General features: G+C 62.5%; 13 protein-coding genes and 4 pseudogenes. 5 read left to right on the forward strand and 12 right to left on the reverse strand.

The window, feature by feature from the left end:
- The first annotated feature begins 105 nt into the window (after positions 1-105).
- A complete protein-coding gene (locus NW75_RS12530; protein WP_033965537.1) occupies positions 106-543 on the forward strand; it encodes a hypothetical protein in 438 nt (145 codons plus the stop codon).
- 267 nt (positions 544-810) lie between these two features.
- Here the strand turns inward: NW75_RS12530 and NW75_RS12540 are convergent, their stop codons facing one another.
- From NW75_RS12540 to NW75_RS12570, 7 genes are all read right to left on the reverse strand, one after another.
- Complete coding sequence (locus NW75_RS12540; protein ID WP_231565183.1) at positions 811-2,460, reverse strand: efflux transporter outer membrane subunit; 1,650 nt, start codon at positions 2,458-2,460, stop codon at positions 811-813.
- Positions 2,454-3,353, reverse strand: a complete 900-nt coding sequence (locus NW75_RS12545) for an efflux RND transporter periplasmic adaptor subunit (RefSeq protein WP_033965539.1) — start codon at positions 3,351-3,353, stop codon at positions 2,454-2,456. The genes NW75_RS12540 and NW75_RS12545 overlap by 7 nt, the downstream gene beginning before the upstream one ends.
- A gap of 1 nt (position 3,354) precedes the next feature.
- Positions 3,355-3,579, reverse strand: a complete 225-nt coding sequence (locus NW75_RS12550) for a DUF1656 domain-containing protein (RefSeq protein ID WP_033965540.1) — start codon at positions 3,577-3,579, stop codon at positions 3,355-3,357.
- On the reverse strand, positions 3,576-5,642 hold the full coding sequence (locus NW75_RS12555) for an FUSC family protein (protein WP_033965552.1): 2,067 nt from the start codon (positions 5,640-5,642) through the stop codon (positions 3,576-3,578). The genes NW75_RS12550 and NW75_RS12555 overlap by 4 nt, the downstream gene beginning before the upstream one ends.
- A gap of 187 nt (positions 5,643-5,829) precedes the next feature.
- A complete protein-coding gene (locus NW75_RS12560; protein WP_033965541.1) occupies positions 5,830-6,081 on the reverse strand; it encodes a hypothetical protein in 252 nt (83 codons plus the stop codon).
- A 49-nt stretch (positions 6,082-6,130) separates the two neighbouring features.
- Positions 6,131-7,300 (reverse strand): cystathionine gamma-synthase, encoded by a 1,170-nt coding sequence (metB, locus tag NW75_RS12565; RefSeq protein WP_033965542.1) that lies wholly within the window; start codon positions 7,298-7,300, stop codon positions 6,131-6,133.
- A 285-nt stretch (positions 7,301-7,585) separates the two neighbouring features.
- Entirely contained in the window at positions 7,586-7,996 is a 411-nt protein-coding gene (locus NW75_RS12570) for a MarR family winged helix-turn-helix transcriptional regulator (RefSeq protein WP_033965543.1), read from the reverse strand.
- 70 nt (positions 7,997-8,066) lie between these two features.
- On the opposite strand from NW75_RS12570, the pseudogene NW75_RS12575 reads away from it, so the two are divergent.
- Positions 8,067-9,858 (forward strand): annotated as a pseudogene (locus NW75_RS12575) (chloride channel protein).
- Between the two features lie 123 nt (positions 9,859-9,981).
- A pseudogene (locus tag NW75_RS12580) lies at positions 9,982-10,416 on the forward strand (OmpW/AlkL family protein); the annotation flags it as partial.
- Positions 10,417-10,475: 59 nt separating this feature from the next.
- On the opposite strand, the gene NW75_RS12585 reads toward NW75_RS12580, so the two are convergent.
- From NW75_RS12585 to NW75_RS12605, 5 genes and pseudogenes are all read right to left on the reverse strand, one after another.
- On the reverse strand, positions 10,476-11,279 hold the full coding sequence (locus NW75_RS12585) for a universal stress protein (RefSeq protein WP_033965544.1): 804 nt from the start codon (positions 11,277-11,279) through the stop codon (positions 10,476-10,478).
- 77 nt (positions 11,280-11,356) lie between these two features.
- A complete protein-coding gene (hemN, locus tag NW75_RS12590; protein ID WP_331386146.1) occupies positions 11,357-12,730 on the reverse strand; it encodes an oxygen-independent coproporphyrinogen III oxidase in 1,374 nt (457 codons plus the stop codon).
- Between the two features lie 250 nt (positions 12,731-12,980).
- A complete protein-coding gene (gene cydX / locus NW75_RS23825; protein ID WP_010405986.1) occupies positions 12,981-13,085 on the reverse strand; it encodes a cytochrome bd-I oxidase subunit CydX in 105 nt (34 codons plus the stop codon).
- 17 nt (positions 13,086-13,102) lie between these two features.
- Positions 13,103-14,251 carry a cytochrome d ubiquinol oxidase subunit II gene (cydB, locus tag NW75_RS12600; RefSeq protein ID WP_033965554.1) on the reverse strand — a complete coding sequence of 383 codons (1,149 nt, stop codon included), beginning with the start codon at positions 14,249-14,251 and terminating at the stop codon, positions 13,103-13,105.
- Positions 14,252-14,262: 11 nt separating this feature from the next.
- Positions 14,263-15,835: pseudogene (locus NW75_RS12605) on the reverse strand (cytochrome ubiquinol oxidase subunit I).
- A gap of 344 nt (positions 15,836-16,179) precedes the next feature.
- On the opposite strand from NW75_RS12605, the pseudogene NW75_RS26535 reads away from it, so the two are divergent.
- Together NW75_RS26535 and NW75_RS26540 are read left to right on the forward strand one after the other, a co-directional pair.
- Positions 16,180-16,677, forward strand: a pseudogene (locus NW75_RS26535) (ABC transporter transmembrane domain-containing protein); the annotation flags it as partial.
- Positions 16,678-16,745: 68 nt separating this feature from the next.
- The coding region (locus tag NW75_RS26540) for an ATP-binding cassette domain-containing protein (protein WP_231565184.1) at positions 16,746-17,319 on the forward strand (574 nt) is incomplete at its 3' end.

A 17,319-nucleotide genomic window follows, 5' to 3' on the forward strand; every position in this document is an offset into this window, starting at 1 on the left:
CGGTTCGCTCAGCTTGTTGTGGTGCCGCCTTTCCTTAACGATAGAAACTTCACCCTCTCAGTCTTGCTATTTATATCGTAACGCGATATATAATGAGAAGCAGAAATGGAGGGGATTGCGGTCGAGCGAGTCACCGGAATCGGTGGCGAACTGACCCGTCCACATTCGATGAACATGCTTGATATCGCTTTTGAAGCAATCACGGCAGTCTTGGGCGGTCTAGCAGCCGCACTGGTGCTTACATGGCTGGGCTGGACTGCCTTCAAGGTCGTCCGCCATCCCGAATGGGGGCCGCCAGCCATGCTGGTTTTGCTCGTGGCAGTTTCTGGTGGTGCCCTCAGATCGAGCGACTTCCTGCGCATGGTGGTTCTGTTTAGCGCAATCGCGGGCATGCTCGTTTGGGCCGAAGGCGGCGACTGGCGCGAACGCCACAAATCAAAAGGACGAAACGCGAGTCCCGATGCACACCCTTCGTCTGAGAGTGGCGCATTACCATCCACGCGGGGAGCCAAATTCCTGGATCGAAATCACCTGAAAGGATGACGTAATGCCACGTACCTTGGCCATCTATCCTGCGATCGTGGCATGCATCAACGAAACGCGCTTGCCGGAGCGACAGGAGATCGAACTGGTTGCCGCTCGCGTGTGGAATGAGACCCGGGACGCAAAGACACGGCGGTCGTCGATGCTTGTCCCCGGATCAGCGGAGCACAGGAAAGTCCTTCGAGTTGCCGTAGTAGCGCTCGGTGTCAGAGGCGAAACTGCCATCACGAAAATGCTCGAACGACTGAACGACAGGCACACAAAGCTTTAGGGAACCGAATTCGCGGGGGAGCTTAAAACAAAGGACCGATATTGTGACAACCACCGGCCTAATCGTTGCGGCGGTAGCTGCTCTCGTCGTGCTCGGGTACATTGGTTGGATAACGCGACGCGCGAAGACAGGATCAGGCGCTGCTGCACCCCGTCAAAGACAGGCTGATGCATTTTGTCGATCTCATGGCCGCGAACAACCGACGTGTGCAGTTTTCTCATTGCTTTGACGGTGTTGACCATCCTCCCCCGAGGGCCAAAAAAAAGCGCAATCTGATCGCGATTGATATCGGTCTGCGCGGCTGTAACGGCTTGCTCGGCAATGATCCGACTGCGCTGGGCATCCAGCGCAACCAGACCTCCCAGCTTGCCACCCCGCCGCAAAGCGGCCGTTCGCTCGGAAACCTGTACCGCGCCACCGCGTGCCGCTTTCAAATCTTCCAGTCGCACAAGATCGGCCGCATAGTTGTTCAGTGCGCTTTCCACCTCCCGCAAGGCGCTCAGCACCGTGCCGTCAAAGGCCGCGAGATTAGCGCGTGTCTGCGCCTCGCTCTGCGAAATTCGCGCCCGAATTGCGCTTCGGTGGATGTTCCAGCTGATCAATGGGCCAATGCCAAACCGATTGGTCAACGACGATAGCAGGTCTGTCGCAGCGCCGGTGGAGCCAAGCGAAGCCCCGAGTTTGATGTCGGGATAGAGCGCGGCCGTTGCTATACCGATCCGTGCCGTCGCCGCAGCCAATCGGCGTTCGGCCGCGCGAACATCGGGTCGTCGCTTGAGCAGCCCCTGTCCGTCCCCAACCGGCATCAGCGAGCGCAGCACCAACGGCGCGTGACATCCTAGCAGGCCGTGATCGAATTCTGCAGGCACCCGTCCCATCAACGTCGCAATGCGGAATACAGCGTTCCGCTGGCCTGCTTCCATGCGGGGCAAGCGCGCCCTGGTGTTTGCCAGCAGGCTTAGCTGGCGATCCTGCTCGAACTTCGGCGCACGGCCATGCGCAATCATAAGGCGGGTGAGGCGCAGGTCTTCGTCCAGTACAGCAATTAGCTGGCGAAGGTCCGCGATCTCGTGCCCGGCGTTGCAGACATCGGCATAGGCCTGCGCTGTCTGGGCCGCGACGTTGATCCGGACCAGATCGCGGGCGGCAACCGCGGCTTCGTCCTCGGCGGTGGCTGCCTCGACACCGCGCCGGATCCCGCCAAACAGGTCAAGGTCGTAACTGATCGAAAGCCCGCCATTGTAGATCTGATGTTCCGGCGGTTGGACATGTTGCATGACCGCTTCTGCTGAAGGCTGCGCCCAGCTCGTCTCCAGATTTGCGGTGCCTCCGACCTCTCGACCGGTTCGTGCCTCGGCGAGCAGCGCGTCACTGCGCTGAAGATTGGCTTCGGCAACCCGCAGATCGGTGTTGGCGATGAGCGCTTGTTCGATCAAACGGTTCAAAACCTGGTCGTCGAATAGCTTCCACCATTGATCGGGTAGCGGATCGTTAGTGGTCCCCTGCCCGCCGGATATAAACGCGCCCTGCCCTTTTGGCGCGTTGACGAGGGCCTCGTCCGGCATCCGATAATTCGGGCCAACGGTTGCGCAGGCGGACAGGCAGAAGAGCGCGAGCGGCGCCAGCAGCCGGCGAAGGTTCACCATGGCAGGCTCCGGCGACCGGGCACATCGACAGCGCGGGCATGAACGATCACGGTCGCCGTTTGGCCCGGGATCAGCCGGACATTACTGGGCACTTTGTCGATTTTGATTCGCACAGGAATGCGCTGCGCCAATCTGACCCAGGTGAAGGACGGGTTGACGTTGGCAAGTTGTGCTTCCCCCCCGGCGCGTTCGCGATCTTCGACCCCGGCGGCGATGCTTTCGACATGACCGGTGATTTCGTCGGCGACGCCCATCAGGTAAACGCTCGCGGGATCGCCGAGATGGATAGCGGGCAATTTCGTTTCCTCGAAATACCCCTCCACCCGCAGCGACTGGCCATAGACAAGCGCGACCGCTGGCTTTCCGGCGTTCAGGTAGACGCCAGGCTGTAGCGTCATGTTCGACACCGTCCCGTCGACGGGCGCACGTACATAGGTACGATCCAGATTGAGCCGCGCCAGATTGCGCGCGGCAATGGCCTGATCCAGTCCAGTCCTAAGGGCATCGACCCGCGCCCGCCCCTGCTCGATCACCTCGGCCGCCAGCAACTCGGTCATCGAACGATTGCGACGATCCTCCCGCGCGGCCTGCGCCAGGCTCACCCGCTGGGTCGCCAGGTTCGCGTCAGCCTGATCGAGTGCCAGCTGATAGCGTGGGCGGTCGATGACCAGCAGAATCTGGCCCTTGCGCACGAATTCATCGTCACGGATGCGCACTTCGGTGACAAGCCCACTGACATCAGCGGCGACCGGCACGAGATCGGCCCGAACCTTGCCGTCACGCGTCAGCGGTTCAACCTGGTAGCGCATCCACAAGGCGTAGATTGCCGCGAGCACGATGCAGATCACCAGCGCGGTGACCGCTGTGCGCAGAAGGGAACGACGATGGATCATATCAGGATACCAGAGCACGGGAGAGGAAGTTGTCGGCAAGGAAGGTCAGAGCCCACCAAAGCGTCGCGAACAGCGCCAGCTCGAGAACGCCCGGGTGCCAAAGCAATTGGGAGAAAGGGAGGCGCTGCAGCAGATTGCGAAGACAATAAGCGAGGATTCCCGCTACAACCGCCCAGACGAGCGCGGCTGGCATATAGATGCCAAAGAGATGCAGTTCCTCGATCATCGCGCGCGCGCACTCTCGAAAGGCAGCGCTGCCGGGAACAGGTTGCACCGCATGCCGACGAGCGCCAGCAGCGCTTGATGGCGTGGCGCAAGCTGCGCGCTCGCAAGCATATCGTCGATTGCTGCATCGATCGCTTCAAGCAAAGACACCGGGGGTGACACGGCTTCACCGGCTTGTCGGCGCGCGCGAAATAAGGAGGATGTCTCAGACAGCACCATGCCGAGGGCGTGACGGACGTCATGGGGCACGGCGACCAGCGCGCGCCGGATCGGGATGATGTTCCGGCCGATACGCAGGTCGGCAAGACCATCGGTCTCGTGTAGCGCATCGCCGGCGGGCGCAACCGCCATGCGCGCCGCGATCTGTCCCAGCCGATCGACTGCCAGGCCCGTCCAGCGTTCGGCTTCGAACGGTCTGCGAATGTTAGCGAGTTGCTCGAGATCAGCCCAATTTCCCCGTACGATCCGGCGCGCCGTCCACAGCACATTGGTCGAACGAAACAACTTGGTCACGGCGAGCGTGGTCACGACACCCCCCACCTGGGCAAGCCCGGTGTTGATGAACACGGCAAAGTCCGCCTGAAAGCGCGCCAGAAAACCAAGGCCGACGATGAAACAGGAAAACATCGGTAAAGCCCGTACGGACCGCGGCGGGTCGGCTTGGATATACCCCATCCAGAGCAGCGCTGGCGCAAGAGTGACGATCAGCATTCCGTAGCCATCGACACGCGGCAAGATCGCAAACAGGTAGAGCGCCGCCAGAGGGAATGTCATCAGCGTCGCGCCAAGGTAACGGCCAATCACGGGCGCCGGGTCGTCCTGCACCGCGAACGAGCAGGTGATTAACGCGGCAAAGGCAGCCGTGGCCGATCCATTGGGCCAGGCCAGAAGAATCCACACTGCGCAATAGAGCGCGATCGCCGTGGCTGTTGCGAGCCCAGCAAGCGCCGCGACGCTATGGTCCCGCGCAAGCGGGTAGCTTTCGCTAACCGTTTCCGGCGTGACAGGCTGTGGCCCTTCGGGCGCACCCCCAATTTGCTGGACGAGCCGGCGGCTGTCATCCAGCGCTTCCAGAAACTCAGCCACGCGCTCGCAGACGCTGACGACCAAAAGCCCCTCCCAGTCGGCTGTTTGTTCATGAAGAGCTGCCAGGGATCGACACCGATCAACAAGCGCACGCTCAACAGCGCCAGGCGTGTCGATCACGCCCCCAAGCCAGAGGATGACGTCGTCAATCAGCGCCTCAAGCGGGGCGTCGAGCGGCGAAAGCTCCCGCAGAAGGTCGAGCCGGTTTGCTGCAGCCGATGCCAGTGGCAGCACCGTTGCCAGACGTTCTTGCAGGCTCAGAACCAACCGTCGCGTTGCTGGCGCCGCGCGTTGATCAAACGGAAGGTGGATGGCGATCATGCCAAGTTCGGTCACGTCGGCGGCAAGGGTCCGACGATGCTCATATTCCAGCGCCGTATGGCGGCTTCCAAGCGCCTCGGCGGTCCAGCGGGACGCATGCGCGAGAAACGCTTCCGCCTTGCTGCGGATGACCGGGGTGGCGCTCCATGGCTGGAGCAGGGCGTGCGCGATCGAAACGCAGACGATGGCCACCGTCATTTCCTCGACCCGGGATATGGTTGTGGTGAAGATATTACCCGGGTCGTCGAGATAAGGGAAACTGATCACGGCTGAGCTGAACGCTGCCATCTGGAACAGGAAGGCACGCGGCGTACGGTCGAGAACGGCAAGATAGATGCAAAAGCCTGTCCAGGCCGCCAGGCATAATATCAGAAGCTCGGGCGAATTCTGCAGGTTCGGAACCAGCGCGACCGTAACCACAGCACCCGTCACTATACCGCCGAGACGATAGAAGATCTTGGGCCTGAAGGCCCCTGCCATAGGTTGCGCGGTGACGTAGACGGTGAGAAGTGCCCACCATGGGCGCGGCAAGCTTGCGGAAAAGGCGATCGCAAGCGTAGCCGCTGCAGCAATATAACTGCTGAAGGAAAAGAGAAACTTCTGAGAGTCGATCGCGAAGAAGGGCTGCGCTGCGCCCGCGCTAGTCTGTACTGGCATGAAGATGGCTATCGCGTCGCTGTACAGACCGACGGCAAAAGCGACGGTCATTGTGAGAACATCGTCCGAAGACGAGCGCCTATTGCCTCACGGAAGCCGGTCTCCGAAGTTCAAAATATTTATGGCATAGCGCAAATATATTGCGGTACGTCTCCACGCGCATTTGGGGTGAACATCACCAGCGACCTCAGCGGAGGTGGGAAAGCGTGAACAGGAGGGTTATCGCGACACCAAAAGCAAGGATCATCACTCCAGAAATGCGCATTGCATAGCGGGCGGGATCCTCGTCGGTCAGCGGTTGCAAGCGAGCCGGCGCATGGCATTCATGGCGCAGCACTGACCACCATCGGCGCACCAGATTCTGGCGGAACGCCAGATGGAATCCCAGAACGATCAGAATTAGCCCCAGTAGATCGATGAGTATGACAGCTGTGGGCATGGCTCGCCTCCTTTCGCCTAGTGGTCGAATTCGGCGGTGAGTCGTCGCTTCAACATGCGGACAACCCAAGATCGAGCCCTGCGATCAAATCCCTTTCATCTTCCAGGCCAACCGACAGACGCAGCAGGCCATCGCTGATGCCAGCGATGCGGCGGGCCTCATCACCCATATCTGCATGGGTCATCGTCGCAGGGTGTGCGACGAGGCTTTCGACGCCTCCGAGCGATTCCGCCAGCGTGAACATACGAACATGCGATATAAAGCGACGGACCGCCTCGACACCACCGACAAGCTCGAAGCTGAGCATCGCGCCATAGCCTCTTTGCTGACGGCGGGCGATCGTGTGGCCTGGATGGGATTTGAGACCCGGGTAATGCACCCGCGCCACTGCAGCATGATGCTCGAGATGATTGGCGATCACGGTTGCGGTCAGTTGCTGCCGTTCGATGCGAGGAAACAGCGTACGCAAGCCGCGTAAGGTGAGCCAGGCGTCAAAGGGCGCGCCGATGGAGCCGACGACATTCGCCCATTTACGCAGCACCTCGACCTGTGCGGGATCAGCCGCGATGATCGCGCCACCGATAACGTCGGAGTGGCCATTCAGATATTTGGTCGTGGAATGAATGACGTAATCGGCGCCGAGCGTCAGCGGTCGCTGCAGCGCGGGCGAAAGGAAGGTGTTGTCGACAGCAACCGCGGCACCGGCACTTTTGGCCTTGGCGGCGATCGCCGCTATATCGACGATCCGCATGAGGGGGTTGCTCGGGGTTTCGATCAGAACGAGGGCCGGCACGTCCTCAAGCGCGGCATCGAGTGCCCTGTCATTCGACTGATCGACGAAGACGACCTGAAACTGGCGGCGTTCGGCGCGCGCATTCAACAGGCGATAGGTGCCGCCGTAGCAATCGTGAGGCGCGAGGACGAGATCATCGGGGCCAAATTGACCAAGAAGGAGATCGATCGCGGCCATGCCGCTCGAGGTAATGACGGCCCCCGCGCCACCCTCAAGCTTTGCAAGTGCGTCGGCGAGCAGATCGCGGCTAGGATTGCCGGATCGGCCATAATCATGAGCACGCGGTTGGTCATAGCCTTCGAACGTATAGGTGCTGGACATGTAGAGCGGCGGCGTTACCGCGCCGAAGGCCGTATCGCTCGCGACTCCATGCGAGGCAGCGATTGTTTCCAGAGCAGGGCGCCCCGGGGAAAGATTCTCAGTCATTGCGCTGGCGCCCTTCGCTCACTTCGCGGCGGGACACTCCCGAGCGAGACACCTTTGTCCCAGGATCTGGATGTGCCCTGGAGAGTCGGTTTTCGTCATTATCTGCACAACCTCAACATTGTGGCCCCCGCGCGCTCCGGTCTGCCAAAGCAGAATCCTCTCCGGGCGCGTTTATTGGGGGGCAATTCGTATGCGAACAGGTTGACGGTAACATGAGCATAAGACAAACGAGTATTATTGCCGGTTAATAGCAATATTTTGTGGATTTACCTGCGTGGAGCCACCCTAACCGAATTTGGCCAATAGATCCGCAAGGAGAGGTTTCAGCCGACGGATCTCCTCGCAATGGGTCGCAGATAAAGCAGCGAGCATCGTTTCCGCCTTAGGTGTGAGCCGAAGCATTGCCCGACGGCGGTCGACGCTTGCCTCGTGCCGGGTAACCAGCTCAAGCGCCTCCAGTCGATCAACCAGTCCGGTTGCGCTATGCGGCTTGAGGATAAGCCGCTCGGCGATAATGCCGACGGTCACCTCGGCCGGAGACGCCGCGCGGATTGCCAATAAGGCCTGATGCTGTTGGGGCGTGAGACCAACATTCGTCGCATTCGCCTCGCTGAATGCCTGGAAACGACGCAACGCATGGCGAAAGTCGGCCAGCGCAATGTAATCCTCATCCGTCAACGCAACGCTATTTGTCATGCAACCCCATCTCACCCATTATATCGCACTGCGATATAACGGATCGCCCACCCCGTATCAAAGGCGATTCATGACGTCCGCAGCAAAAGCCATATCAGAAACACATCGTCTGGCCGACCATAGCGCGAATTGGCGCATGCTCATGCTCGCCGCCATGGCGCTCGTCGTCGGCACGGGCGGCGCGCTCGGCGCCTGGATCCTGATCCGCCTGATCGCGATCGCTACCAACCTGTTCTGGTTTGGGCGGCTTTCGGCGCAATCGGTATCTATAACCGATACCACCGTCGGATTGTGGATCATCGCCATTCCGATCATCGGGAGCCTGATCGTCGGGCTGATGGCCCGCTATGGCTCCGATAAAATTCGTGGGCATGGTATCCCCGAGGCGATCGAGACGATCTTGTATGGCGAGAGCCGGTTGTCGCTCAAGGTCGCGATCCTGAAGCCGCTTTCGTCTGCGGTATCGATCGGCAGCGGCGGCCCCTTCGGCGCGGAAGGACCGATCATCATGACCGGCGGCGCGATCGGATCGCTGTTCGCGCAATGCTTTCATCTGAGCGCGGCCGAGCGCAAGACATTGCTCGTGGCCGGCGCCGCAGCCGGGATGACGGCGATCTTTGGTACGCCGCTCGCCGCGATTCTGCTGGCGATCGAGGTGCTGCTCTTCGAATGGAAACCCCGCAGCTTCGTGCCGGTCGTGGTCGGTGTTATAGTTGCGTTTGCATGGCGCCCCTGGCTGATTGGCAGCGGCGCCATGTTTCCGTTTGTCGCGCTCACCCCGACGGGCCTTTGGCCAATCGCGGCGGCGGCGGGCGTTGGTATTGTCGTGGGACTCGAGGCGGCCCTGCTCTCGACATCCCTCTACCGCGTCGAGGATCTGTTTCACCGACTGCCAGTTCACTGGATGTGGTGGCCGGCAATCGGCGCCATCGTGGTTGGTTTCGGCGGCCTGATCGATGCCCATGTGCTGGGCGCAGGTTATCAGAGCATCCAGGCCTTGCTGGACGGGTCGCTGACAACGCGGGTCGTCGTTGCGCTGCTCGTCGTCAAGGCGGTCGTCTGGCTCGTAGCGCTGGGTTCGGGGACATCGGGCGGTGTGCTGGCGCCGTTGCTGATTTTGGGCGGCGCGGCCGGGTGTCTGCTCGGACATCTCCTGCCAGGTGGCCCCGGCTTCTGGGCCATGATCGGCATGGCAGGCATCATGAGTGGTGCCATGCGGGCGCCCATTACCGGCGCCCTTTTTGCCGCTGAACTCACGGGCCATTTCGACGCTCTGCCGCTTACCGTCACGGCGGCAGCCTGCGCATATGCCGTCAGCGTCCTGTTGATGCGTCGATCGATCCTGACCGAAAAAAATTGCGCGGCGGGGTCGCCACATTCTCCAGGAATACAGCGTTGATCCACTGGACCTCGTGCAAGCCGCTCAATTGATGACACGCGATCCCGCCACGCTTCCGGGTACAATGACGATCGCTACGGCCGCAACCTTCTTTGCCGATGGTGCGGATCATCGTAGCTATCCCGTTGTCGATGACGATAATGCGCTGCTTGGCCTCGTCTCCCGAACGGATGCCTTGCGGTGGCAGGTTGGCGAGCATCCCGCCGATACCAGCCTTGCCGAAACGCTCTCCGACGCATCGCTTCTTGTCGCCTACCCCGCGACGCCGATCGGCGTGGTGGCCGACCTCATGGTCGATTCCGGGGTCGGCCGGATACCGATCGTCGAACCGGGCAGCCGCCGCGTCGTCGGCATTCTTTCCCGCCAGGATCTGTTGAAGGCACGCAGCGCGCATCGCCAATCGGAAACCGGTCGTGCCCGTTTTGTCAGTCCGTCGAGCAAAGCGCCAGAAACTGCACTGTAGAACGGCATAGAAGCCTCTCGGGAATCAGTGCTTATCAAGTTCGCGACGGATCGAGATTTGTGCGACCCGCGCGCCTTCGCCGTGCAGCGCCGTCGTCCAGACGATGTCCGCAGCGTAATAATCATCGGTGCCGAGCTGATCCTCGCGACGACCGAACACAAGGCACAGGGCCGGGGCACCCTCTCCGGCGTTCCGACTCTGGCCAAGACCTGGGTGCTGCCGCCTACGCTGACGCTGCAATATCACTTCCTGCCCGATGCCAAAATCCGGCCCTATGTCGGCGCGGGCATCAACTACACGATCTATTATTCGACCAAGGCCAGCGACGAACTGGTCAAGGCGATCGGGCCGACCAGCGTCCATATGAATGACAGCGTGGGCTATGCGCTGCAGGCCGGCACCGATATCGACATCACCAAAAAAGTGTTCTTGAACCTCGACGTCAAATATATCGGGATGAAGACCACTGCGCGGCTCAACACTGGCGGCGCGATCAACACCGCGCGGATCGATATCGATCCGTTGGTGTTCGGCGTGGGCTTGGGCTTCCGCCTCTAAATCTAAATCCCCCGCCTCCAATCCCCCCGGCCGCCAGTGCGACCCGGGGTTTTTGTTGGTCAATGCGCGAGCAGCGTCGGCACCGGGCATTCTGCCAGCATCCGCCGCGTAACCCCGCCGAACAAGGCCTCGGTCAGGCGCGCATGGCCGAACCCGCCCATCACCAGATAGTCCGCCGCTTGATTGCCGATTTCGTTCAGGATCACCGTGCTCGCGCTATTGCCGCCCGCGGCCAGCGTGCTGACCACTGGTTTGACGCCATGCCGCGACAGGTAAGTAGCGGCGTCGCCTGCGGGCAGCGCAACCGAGCCGTCGTCAATCTCGAGCAACGTTACCGATTTGGCGAGCTGCAACAGCGGGACGGCGGCGCGGAGCGCGGCTTCCGCTTCCGGAGAACCATCCCATGCGACCACCGCAGTGCCGGTGAGATCAAGGCCGGTGGCGTCTTCGGGCACCGCCAGGATTGGCCGATTGGTGCGGATCAGCAGTTCGCCCGGCAAGTTCGCCATGTCGTGCGTCGCGAAATTGGGGAGTTTTTCGCTGACTACGATGATGTCGCTGAGCCGCGCCGCCCGCACCACCTGATCACCGAGGTTGCCGGCGACGTCGATCCAGTCCCATGGCACGTCCTCATGCGCCAGGCGGGGTTCGATCCGTTTGCGGTTGCGGGCTTCGGCCGCGCGCTCGTCTTCCATCAACAGCGCAGCGCCTCCCAGCGATACGTAATCGTCCATCACCTCCGGGGCGATCGATACGTCGAGACAGGTGAGATGGCCCCGCAGGCCGCGAGTCAGGTCCAGCGCCACTTGCAGGCGCCCTTCCTGTCCCGAATCATCGTGTACCAGCAGCAGGATGCTTTTCATCGGTCGGCTCCTCGCATTGAGAGCAGGCAGGATTGGGCGATCCCGATCTTCGAACAATGCGTAGCTTTACGGACCGCTCACACCGCAGTGCTGAAACGCGCTTCACGCGCCTGCAGCGCGGTGTCGAACGCCGAAGCGACGAGACGCGCATAGGGCCGACCCACCGGGCTGATCGTTACGGTCGTGCCCCGCGTCAGGACGAGGCCGCGTTCGGCGAACTCTGCCAGCCGGTCCATGTCCCCAATTACGGCGCGACTGCTTTGGCCGTGTTCGGCGGCGACCTCCGCAACATCGACGCGACCGGTGCAGAGCAGCCGCTCAATCAACGCCCCGCGCATGCGGTCCTCGGGCGTGCGCAGCAAGCCGCGCGATCCCATCAGCAACCCGTTGGCGGCTCCCACCCGATAGCTGCCGACATGCTTCTCATTTTGCAGGAACAGCCCGTCAAACTGGCTGATCGCGGAGGCTCCAAGGCCGATCAACGTGGTTGCGCGATCGTCGGTGAAACCCTGAAAATTGCGGCGCAGCGTGCCGTCGCGCGCGGCGCGGGCGAGCGAATCTTCGGCGCGCGCGAAGTGATCGAAGCCGATCGCCTCGAACCCTGCTCCGATCAGCAAGTCATGCGCCAGTGCGCTTTGCCAGAAGCGCGCTTCGGCATCAGGAAGGAGTGTATCATCGATCCGGCGCTGTCGCGGCAGGAGCTGCGGCATATGCGCGTAACCGAACATCGCCACCCGATCGGGCGCGAGCAGAAAGGCAGCAGAGAGCGTTGCCGCGATATCGTCGAGCGTCTGGCCGGGCAGGCCGTACATCAGATCGAGGTTGAACCGGGCGATCCCTGCACGGCGCGCGTCGGCCATTGTCTGGGCAATCTGACGCCATGGCTGCAGCCGCCCGATCCTGGCCTGGACCTGGGGCGAAAAGGTCTGCGCGCCGATGCTGAGGCGCGACACCCCCGCCGCTGCATAGCTCTGCGCCGTTTCTTGTGTGAAGTGCCGGGGGTCGATCTCGACCGCCCATTCGGCATCGGCGGCGATCGCGAAATGCCGCCGCAAGGTCGCGCTGAGCGCGAGAAAGGCGGTTGGCGACATGGCATTGGGGCTGCCGCCGCCGAAATGCACAGATCCGACCGGCGCGCGGAGCATACTGCCAACGCGCGCGATCTCTCCCTCAAGCGCGGCGAGATAGCTGTCCATTCGTGCCGGGCGGCCAAGCGCACCGGTGTTGCACCCGCAATACCAGCAGATTTCATGGCAATAGGGGATGTGCAGGTAAAGCGAGACCGGTGTGTCGTCGGCGACACTGGCAAGGGCGGCAGCGTGCGCATCGGGCAGCGGCTTGAACGCCGCTGCGTCGGGTAGCTGGTATAGCGTGGGACGGTGCGTCCGGCCAGATCGGGATAATAGCGGTGCATGATGGCGGCAGCGTGCATCGGCAATGCCCTTCGGGATTTGACGGCAATCAAGGAAAGCGCCGCTTCAGCGCCGTAGATCGCGTGCTGGATCATTAAAAACGGGAGAGCGCGATGCTGTCGGACACTTGGTTTCTGGGCCTCGTGGTTGGGGCAACGGCCTGCTTCATGGCGGTGATGCTGTTCGCTTCGGTCAGCGATCGCGATCCGAACCCGCCCCCCGGCACCGAATAGTCATTCGACCCTCCCTCCTGGCCGCTGCGGTACCCCTGCCGCAGCGGCCTTTTTGGTCAGGCGTCGCCATCGTCGGGCAAGTGGAATTCATGCCACAAGCCATTGAGGATGCCGAAGCCGACAGCGAGGCCGAGGCCGAGAACCCAAGTGAAATACCACATCGATCGCGGTCCTTTTCTTAGTAGAAGTCATGGCTGGCGGCGATCGCGCGCTCGCTCACCCGGCCGAACATCACGCGGTACGCCCACGCGGTGTAGGCGAGCACGATCGGCAGGAAGACGACCGTCACGATCACCATCAGGAACAGCGTCGATTCGCTCGATGAGGCGTTCCACACCGTCAGGCTCGAATGCGCGTCGATGCTCGATGGCAGGATGAAGGGAAACATCGACAATCCGACCGTCGCGATGATACCTGCGGCCGACAGTGTGGATCCGGCAAAGGCCGCAGGCTCGCTCTTGGCGCGAATGCCGACCAGCGCCAGCGCCGCGCCGACAAAGCCCAGCACAGGTGCCACCAGCATCCACGGATGCGCCGCATAATTGTTAAGCCACGCGCCGCCGGACGCGACCGAGGTTGAGCGCAGCGGGTTGGAAGGGCCGCTCGGATCGACTGCGGAGGTCAGCTCGAAACCCATGCCGCCGCGCGCGACGAACAGTCCGCCAAGCGCGAACAGCACGATCGAGGCGATAGCGGCACCCGTGCCATACAGGCGAGCCCGGTCTTGCACGGCACCGCGCTCGACCTTCATCGCCAGCCATGCGCTGCCATGCAGCACCAGCATTGCCACCGACAACAACCCGCAAAGAAGCGTGAACGGCGTGAACAGGCCGAGCAAACCGCCTTCATAGCTGGCGCGCATGTCGCTATCGATGCGGAACGGCGCGCCTTGCAGGACATTGCCGACCGCGACGCCGAACACCAGAGCAGGAACGAAGCCGCCAACGAACAACGCCCAGTCCCAGCCGCTGCGCCAGGCGCGCCCTGGCCGTTTCGACCGATATTTGAACCCCACCGGGCGCAGGATCAGCGCGGCCAGCACCAGAAACATCGCAAGGTAAAAGCCCGAGAAGCTGATCGCATAGACATACGGCCAGGCGGCGAAGATCGCCCCGCCGCCGAGGATGAACCACACTTGGTTGCCTTCCCAGGTCGGCGCGACGGTGTTGATCGTCAGGCGACGTTCGCCATCGGTTCGCGCGACGAAGGGCAGCAATGCGGCAACGCCAAGGTCGAACCCGTCGGTCAGCGCAAAGCCGATTAGCAACACCCCTAGCAGCGCCCACCAGATCAGGCGCAAGGTTTCATAGTCGAACAATAGATGCATCATCATGCTCCTCAGGCAGCGGGGGCCAGGGCGGGCGCGTCGGTGGGGTGCGGCGCGGCTTCGAGCGGATCTTCGACCGGCCCGTGCGCGATGGTCGCCAGGATCAGGCGTACCTCGATCACCGCCAGCGTTCCGTACAGCGCGGTGAAACCGATGATCGTCGTCCACAGCATCGCCGGGGTCAGCGTGGAATTGGCGAGGAAGGTCGGCAGGACACCGTCAATCGCCCAGGGCTGACGGCCGAGCTCGGCGGTCACCCAGCCCAGTTCGATCGCAATCCAGGGCAGCGGGATCGCCCAGAGCGCGATGCGCTGGAACCAGCGCGCCTTCATGTGCAGGCGCAGGCTCGCGAGGAGGAAGGCGGTGGCGAACAGCGCGATCATCAGGAAGCCGATTCCGGCCATGATACGGAACGTCCAGAACATCACCGGCACGCTTGGCACGACGTCCCACGCGGTCGATGCGATCAGCGCGGGGCTGGCTTTGCCGGGATCCGCGATATGCGCCTTCAACAACAAGGCGTAGCCAAGGTTGTTGCGGTGTGCCTCGAACACGGTGCGCGCCGCGCGATCGGTCGGGTTGCGCTTCAGCACGTCGAGCGCGCGATAGGCGATCACCCCCGATTCGATCCGCTCCTGCGCCTTCAGCACCAGCTCGGACATGCCGGTGACTTCCTTGTCGACGCTGCGGGTCGCGATCAGACCGAGCACCCACGGGACCTTGACGGCATAGCGCGTGGTGCGGGTGGCGATGTCGGGCAAGCCGAACAGTGTGATCCCTGCCGGTGCCGGCTCGGTGTGCCATTCCGCCTCGATCGCGGCGAGCTTCATCTTCTGGTTGTCGGTGAGCGTGTAGCCGCTCTCGTCGCCAAGCACGACCACCGACAGCGACGACGCCAGTCCGAACGCCGCCGCGACGACGAAGGAGCGCCGCGCGACGGCGGTCCACTTCCCGCGCAGAAGATAAAAAGACGATACGCCCAGCACGACGAGCGAGGCGGCGACATAGCCGGCGCTCACGGTGTGGACGAACTTTGCCTGGGCTACGGGGTTGAACAGCACTGCGCCAAAGTCGGTCACTTCCATCCGCATCGTATCGGGGTTGAAGGCCGAGCCCACCGGATTTTGCATCCAGCCATTGGCGACGAGAATCCACAGCGCGGAGAGATTGGTCCCAACCGCGACCATGAAGGTCACCGCCAGATGCCCCAGTTTCGACAAACGATCCCAGCCAAAGAACATCAATCCGACGAAGGTTGCTTCAAGGAAGAAGGCCATCAGTCCTTCGATCGCGAGCGGCGCGCCGAAAAATGTCGCCGACATAATGCGAGAAATACGACCAGTTAGTGCCGAATTCGAACTCCATGGTCAGTCCGGTAGCGACGCCGAGAACGAAGTTGATCCCGAAGATCTTTCCCCAGAACCGCGTGATTTCGCGCCAGATCGCGCGGCCCGTCATCACATAGATCGCTTCCATGATGACGAGCATGAAGCTCATGCCGAGCGTCAGCGGCACGAACAGAAAATGATACAGGGCGGTTAGCGCGAATTGCAGCCGCGACAGATCGACGACACCAATATCCATGCGTGTAACTCCATCATCGCCGGTCGACGGCGCAGCCTCCCGGCACCGACGCCGGGCCTTCAACCGGAATGATGTTTAGCAGAGTATTGGGATTAGTACGTATTCGAGACGCTACTGCCGGGCGTATAGGCGGCGTTATGGCCGCACCTATCGTACAAGCCCGCGCTGGAGCGCGACGCGTATTGCCGGGCCCCGCTTTGGCCGCTGCGGCAGGCAACCGTGCCCGCGGATCGAGCGTGTGTCTGCTGGGGGACGCCGTTGCGGCGATTTTGTTTGCCGCCGGAGTCGCAGGGGGTGTCGCCGCAGTTGCGCGCGGTCTGCCGGCATGGCCCTGGGCGCTGCTGATGGGGCTGGCAGGTTTCGCCCGCGCGGCGTGTCTGTGGGGATCGCTTAGGCTGGGGAGCGGCGCGGCGGCGATTGCCAAATCCACGCTGCGGCGGACCGCTGCGCGGGCGGCGCTGCGTCGACCGGCTGGAAGTGGGTCGGTAGGCGCGCTGCTCGGTGCGGTGGTCGATGAGGTCGAGGCGATTGACGGCTACATCGCCCGTTTCCTGCCTGCGCGGCGCGCGGCGGCGATCGCACCGATGATCGTGCTGGGGGCAATCGCGTTCGCCAGTCCGGTAGCGGCACTGATCCTGCTTGGCACGCTGATACCTTTCATCGGGGCGATGATCCTTGCAGGCGGGGCGGCAGCGGACCAGTCGCGGCGACAATTCGATGCGCTGTCGCGCCTGTCTGGCCTGTTCGCCGATCGAGTCCGCGGCTTGCCGGTGATTCTCGCCTTTCACGGCGAATCCCGCGAGGCCGAGCGCCTCGGATATGTCGCACGGGAGGTTGCGGCGCGGACGATGCGGGTGCTTCGCGTCGCCTTCCTGTCCTCGGCGTCGCTGGAATTTTCGCCGCGCTGTCGGTGGCGTTGGTCGCGGTCTATGCCGGGTTTGCTTTGCTTGGGCAGTTGCCCTTTCATGCTCCCGAACGGCTCGATTTGGTGCGCGCATTCTTCGTGCTGGCGCTGGCCCCGGAATTTTACGCGCCGATGCGCCGCCTCGCTGCTGCCTATCACGACCGACAGGCGGCCGAGACCGCCAGTGCACGGCTGGCCGCGCTCGATGCGGCGGCCATGCCGCCTGTAAGGGAAGGTCTTGCGGTGGTGGCGGCCCCGGCGATCGCGTTCGACCACATCACCATCCGTTACCCGGGGGAGGAACGCGATGCGGTCGGCGACTTGTCGATCGATATTCGGCCGGGCGAGATCGTCGCGCTGGTCGGGCCCTCGGGAAGCGGCAAAAGCAGTTTGCTGCACCTGTTGCTTGGGCTGGTTCCGGCGCAGGAGGGTCAGGTTACCATCGATGGCAAGCCGCTTCTGGAGATCGGCAGCGTCGCCCCTTTCGCGGCCTGGGCGGGGCAGGCTCCGCTCATGCTCGCGGGGTCGATTGCCGACAATATCCGGCTGGGACGCGCGGATGCGGCACCCGCCGAGGTCG

Source organism: Sphingomonas sp. Ant H11, assembly GCF_000797515.1.
Classification (GTDB): domain Bacteria; phylum Pseudomonadota; class Alphaproteobacteria; order Sphingomonadales; family Sphingomonadaceae; genus Sphingomonas.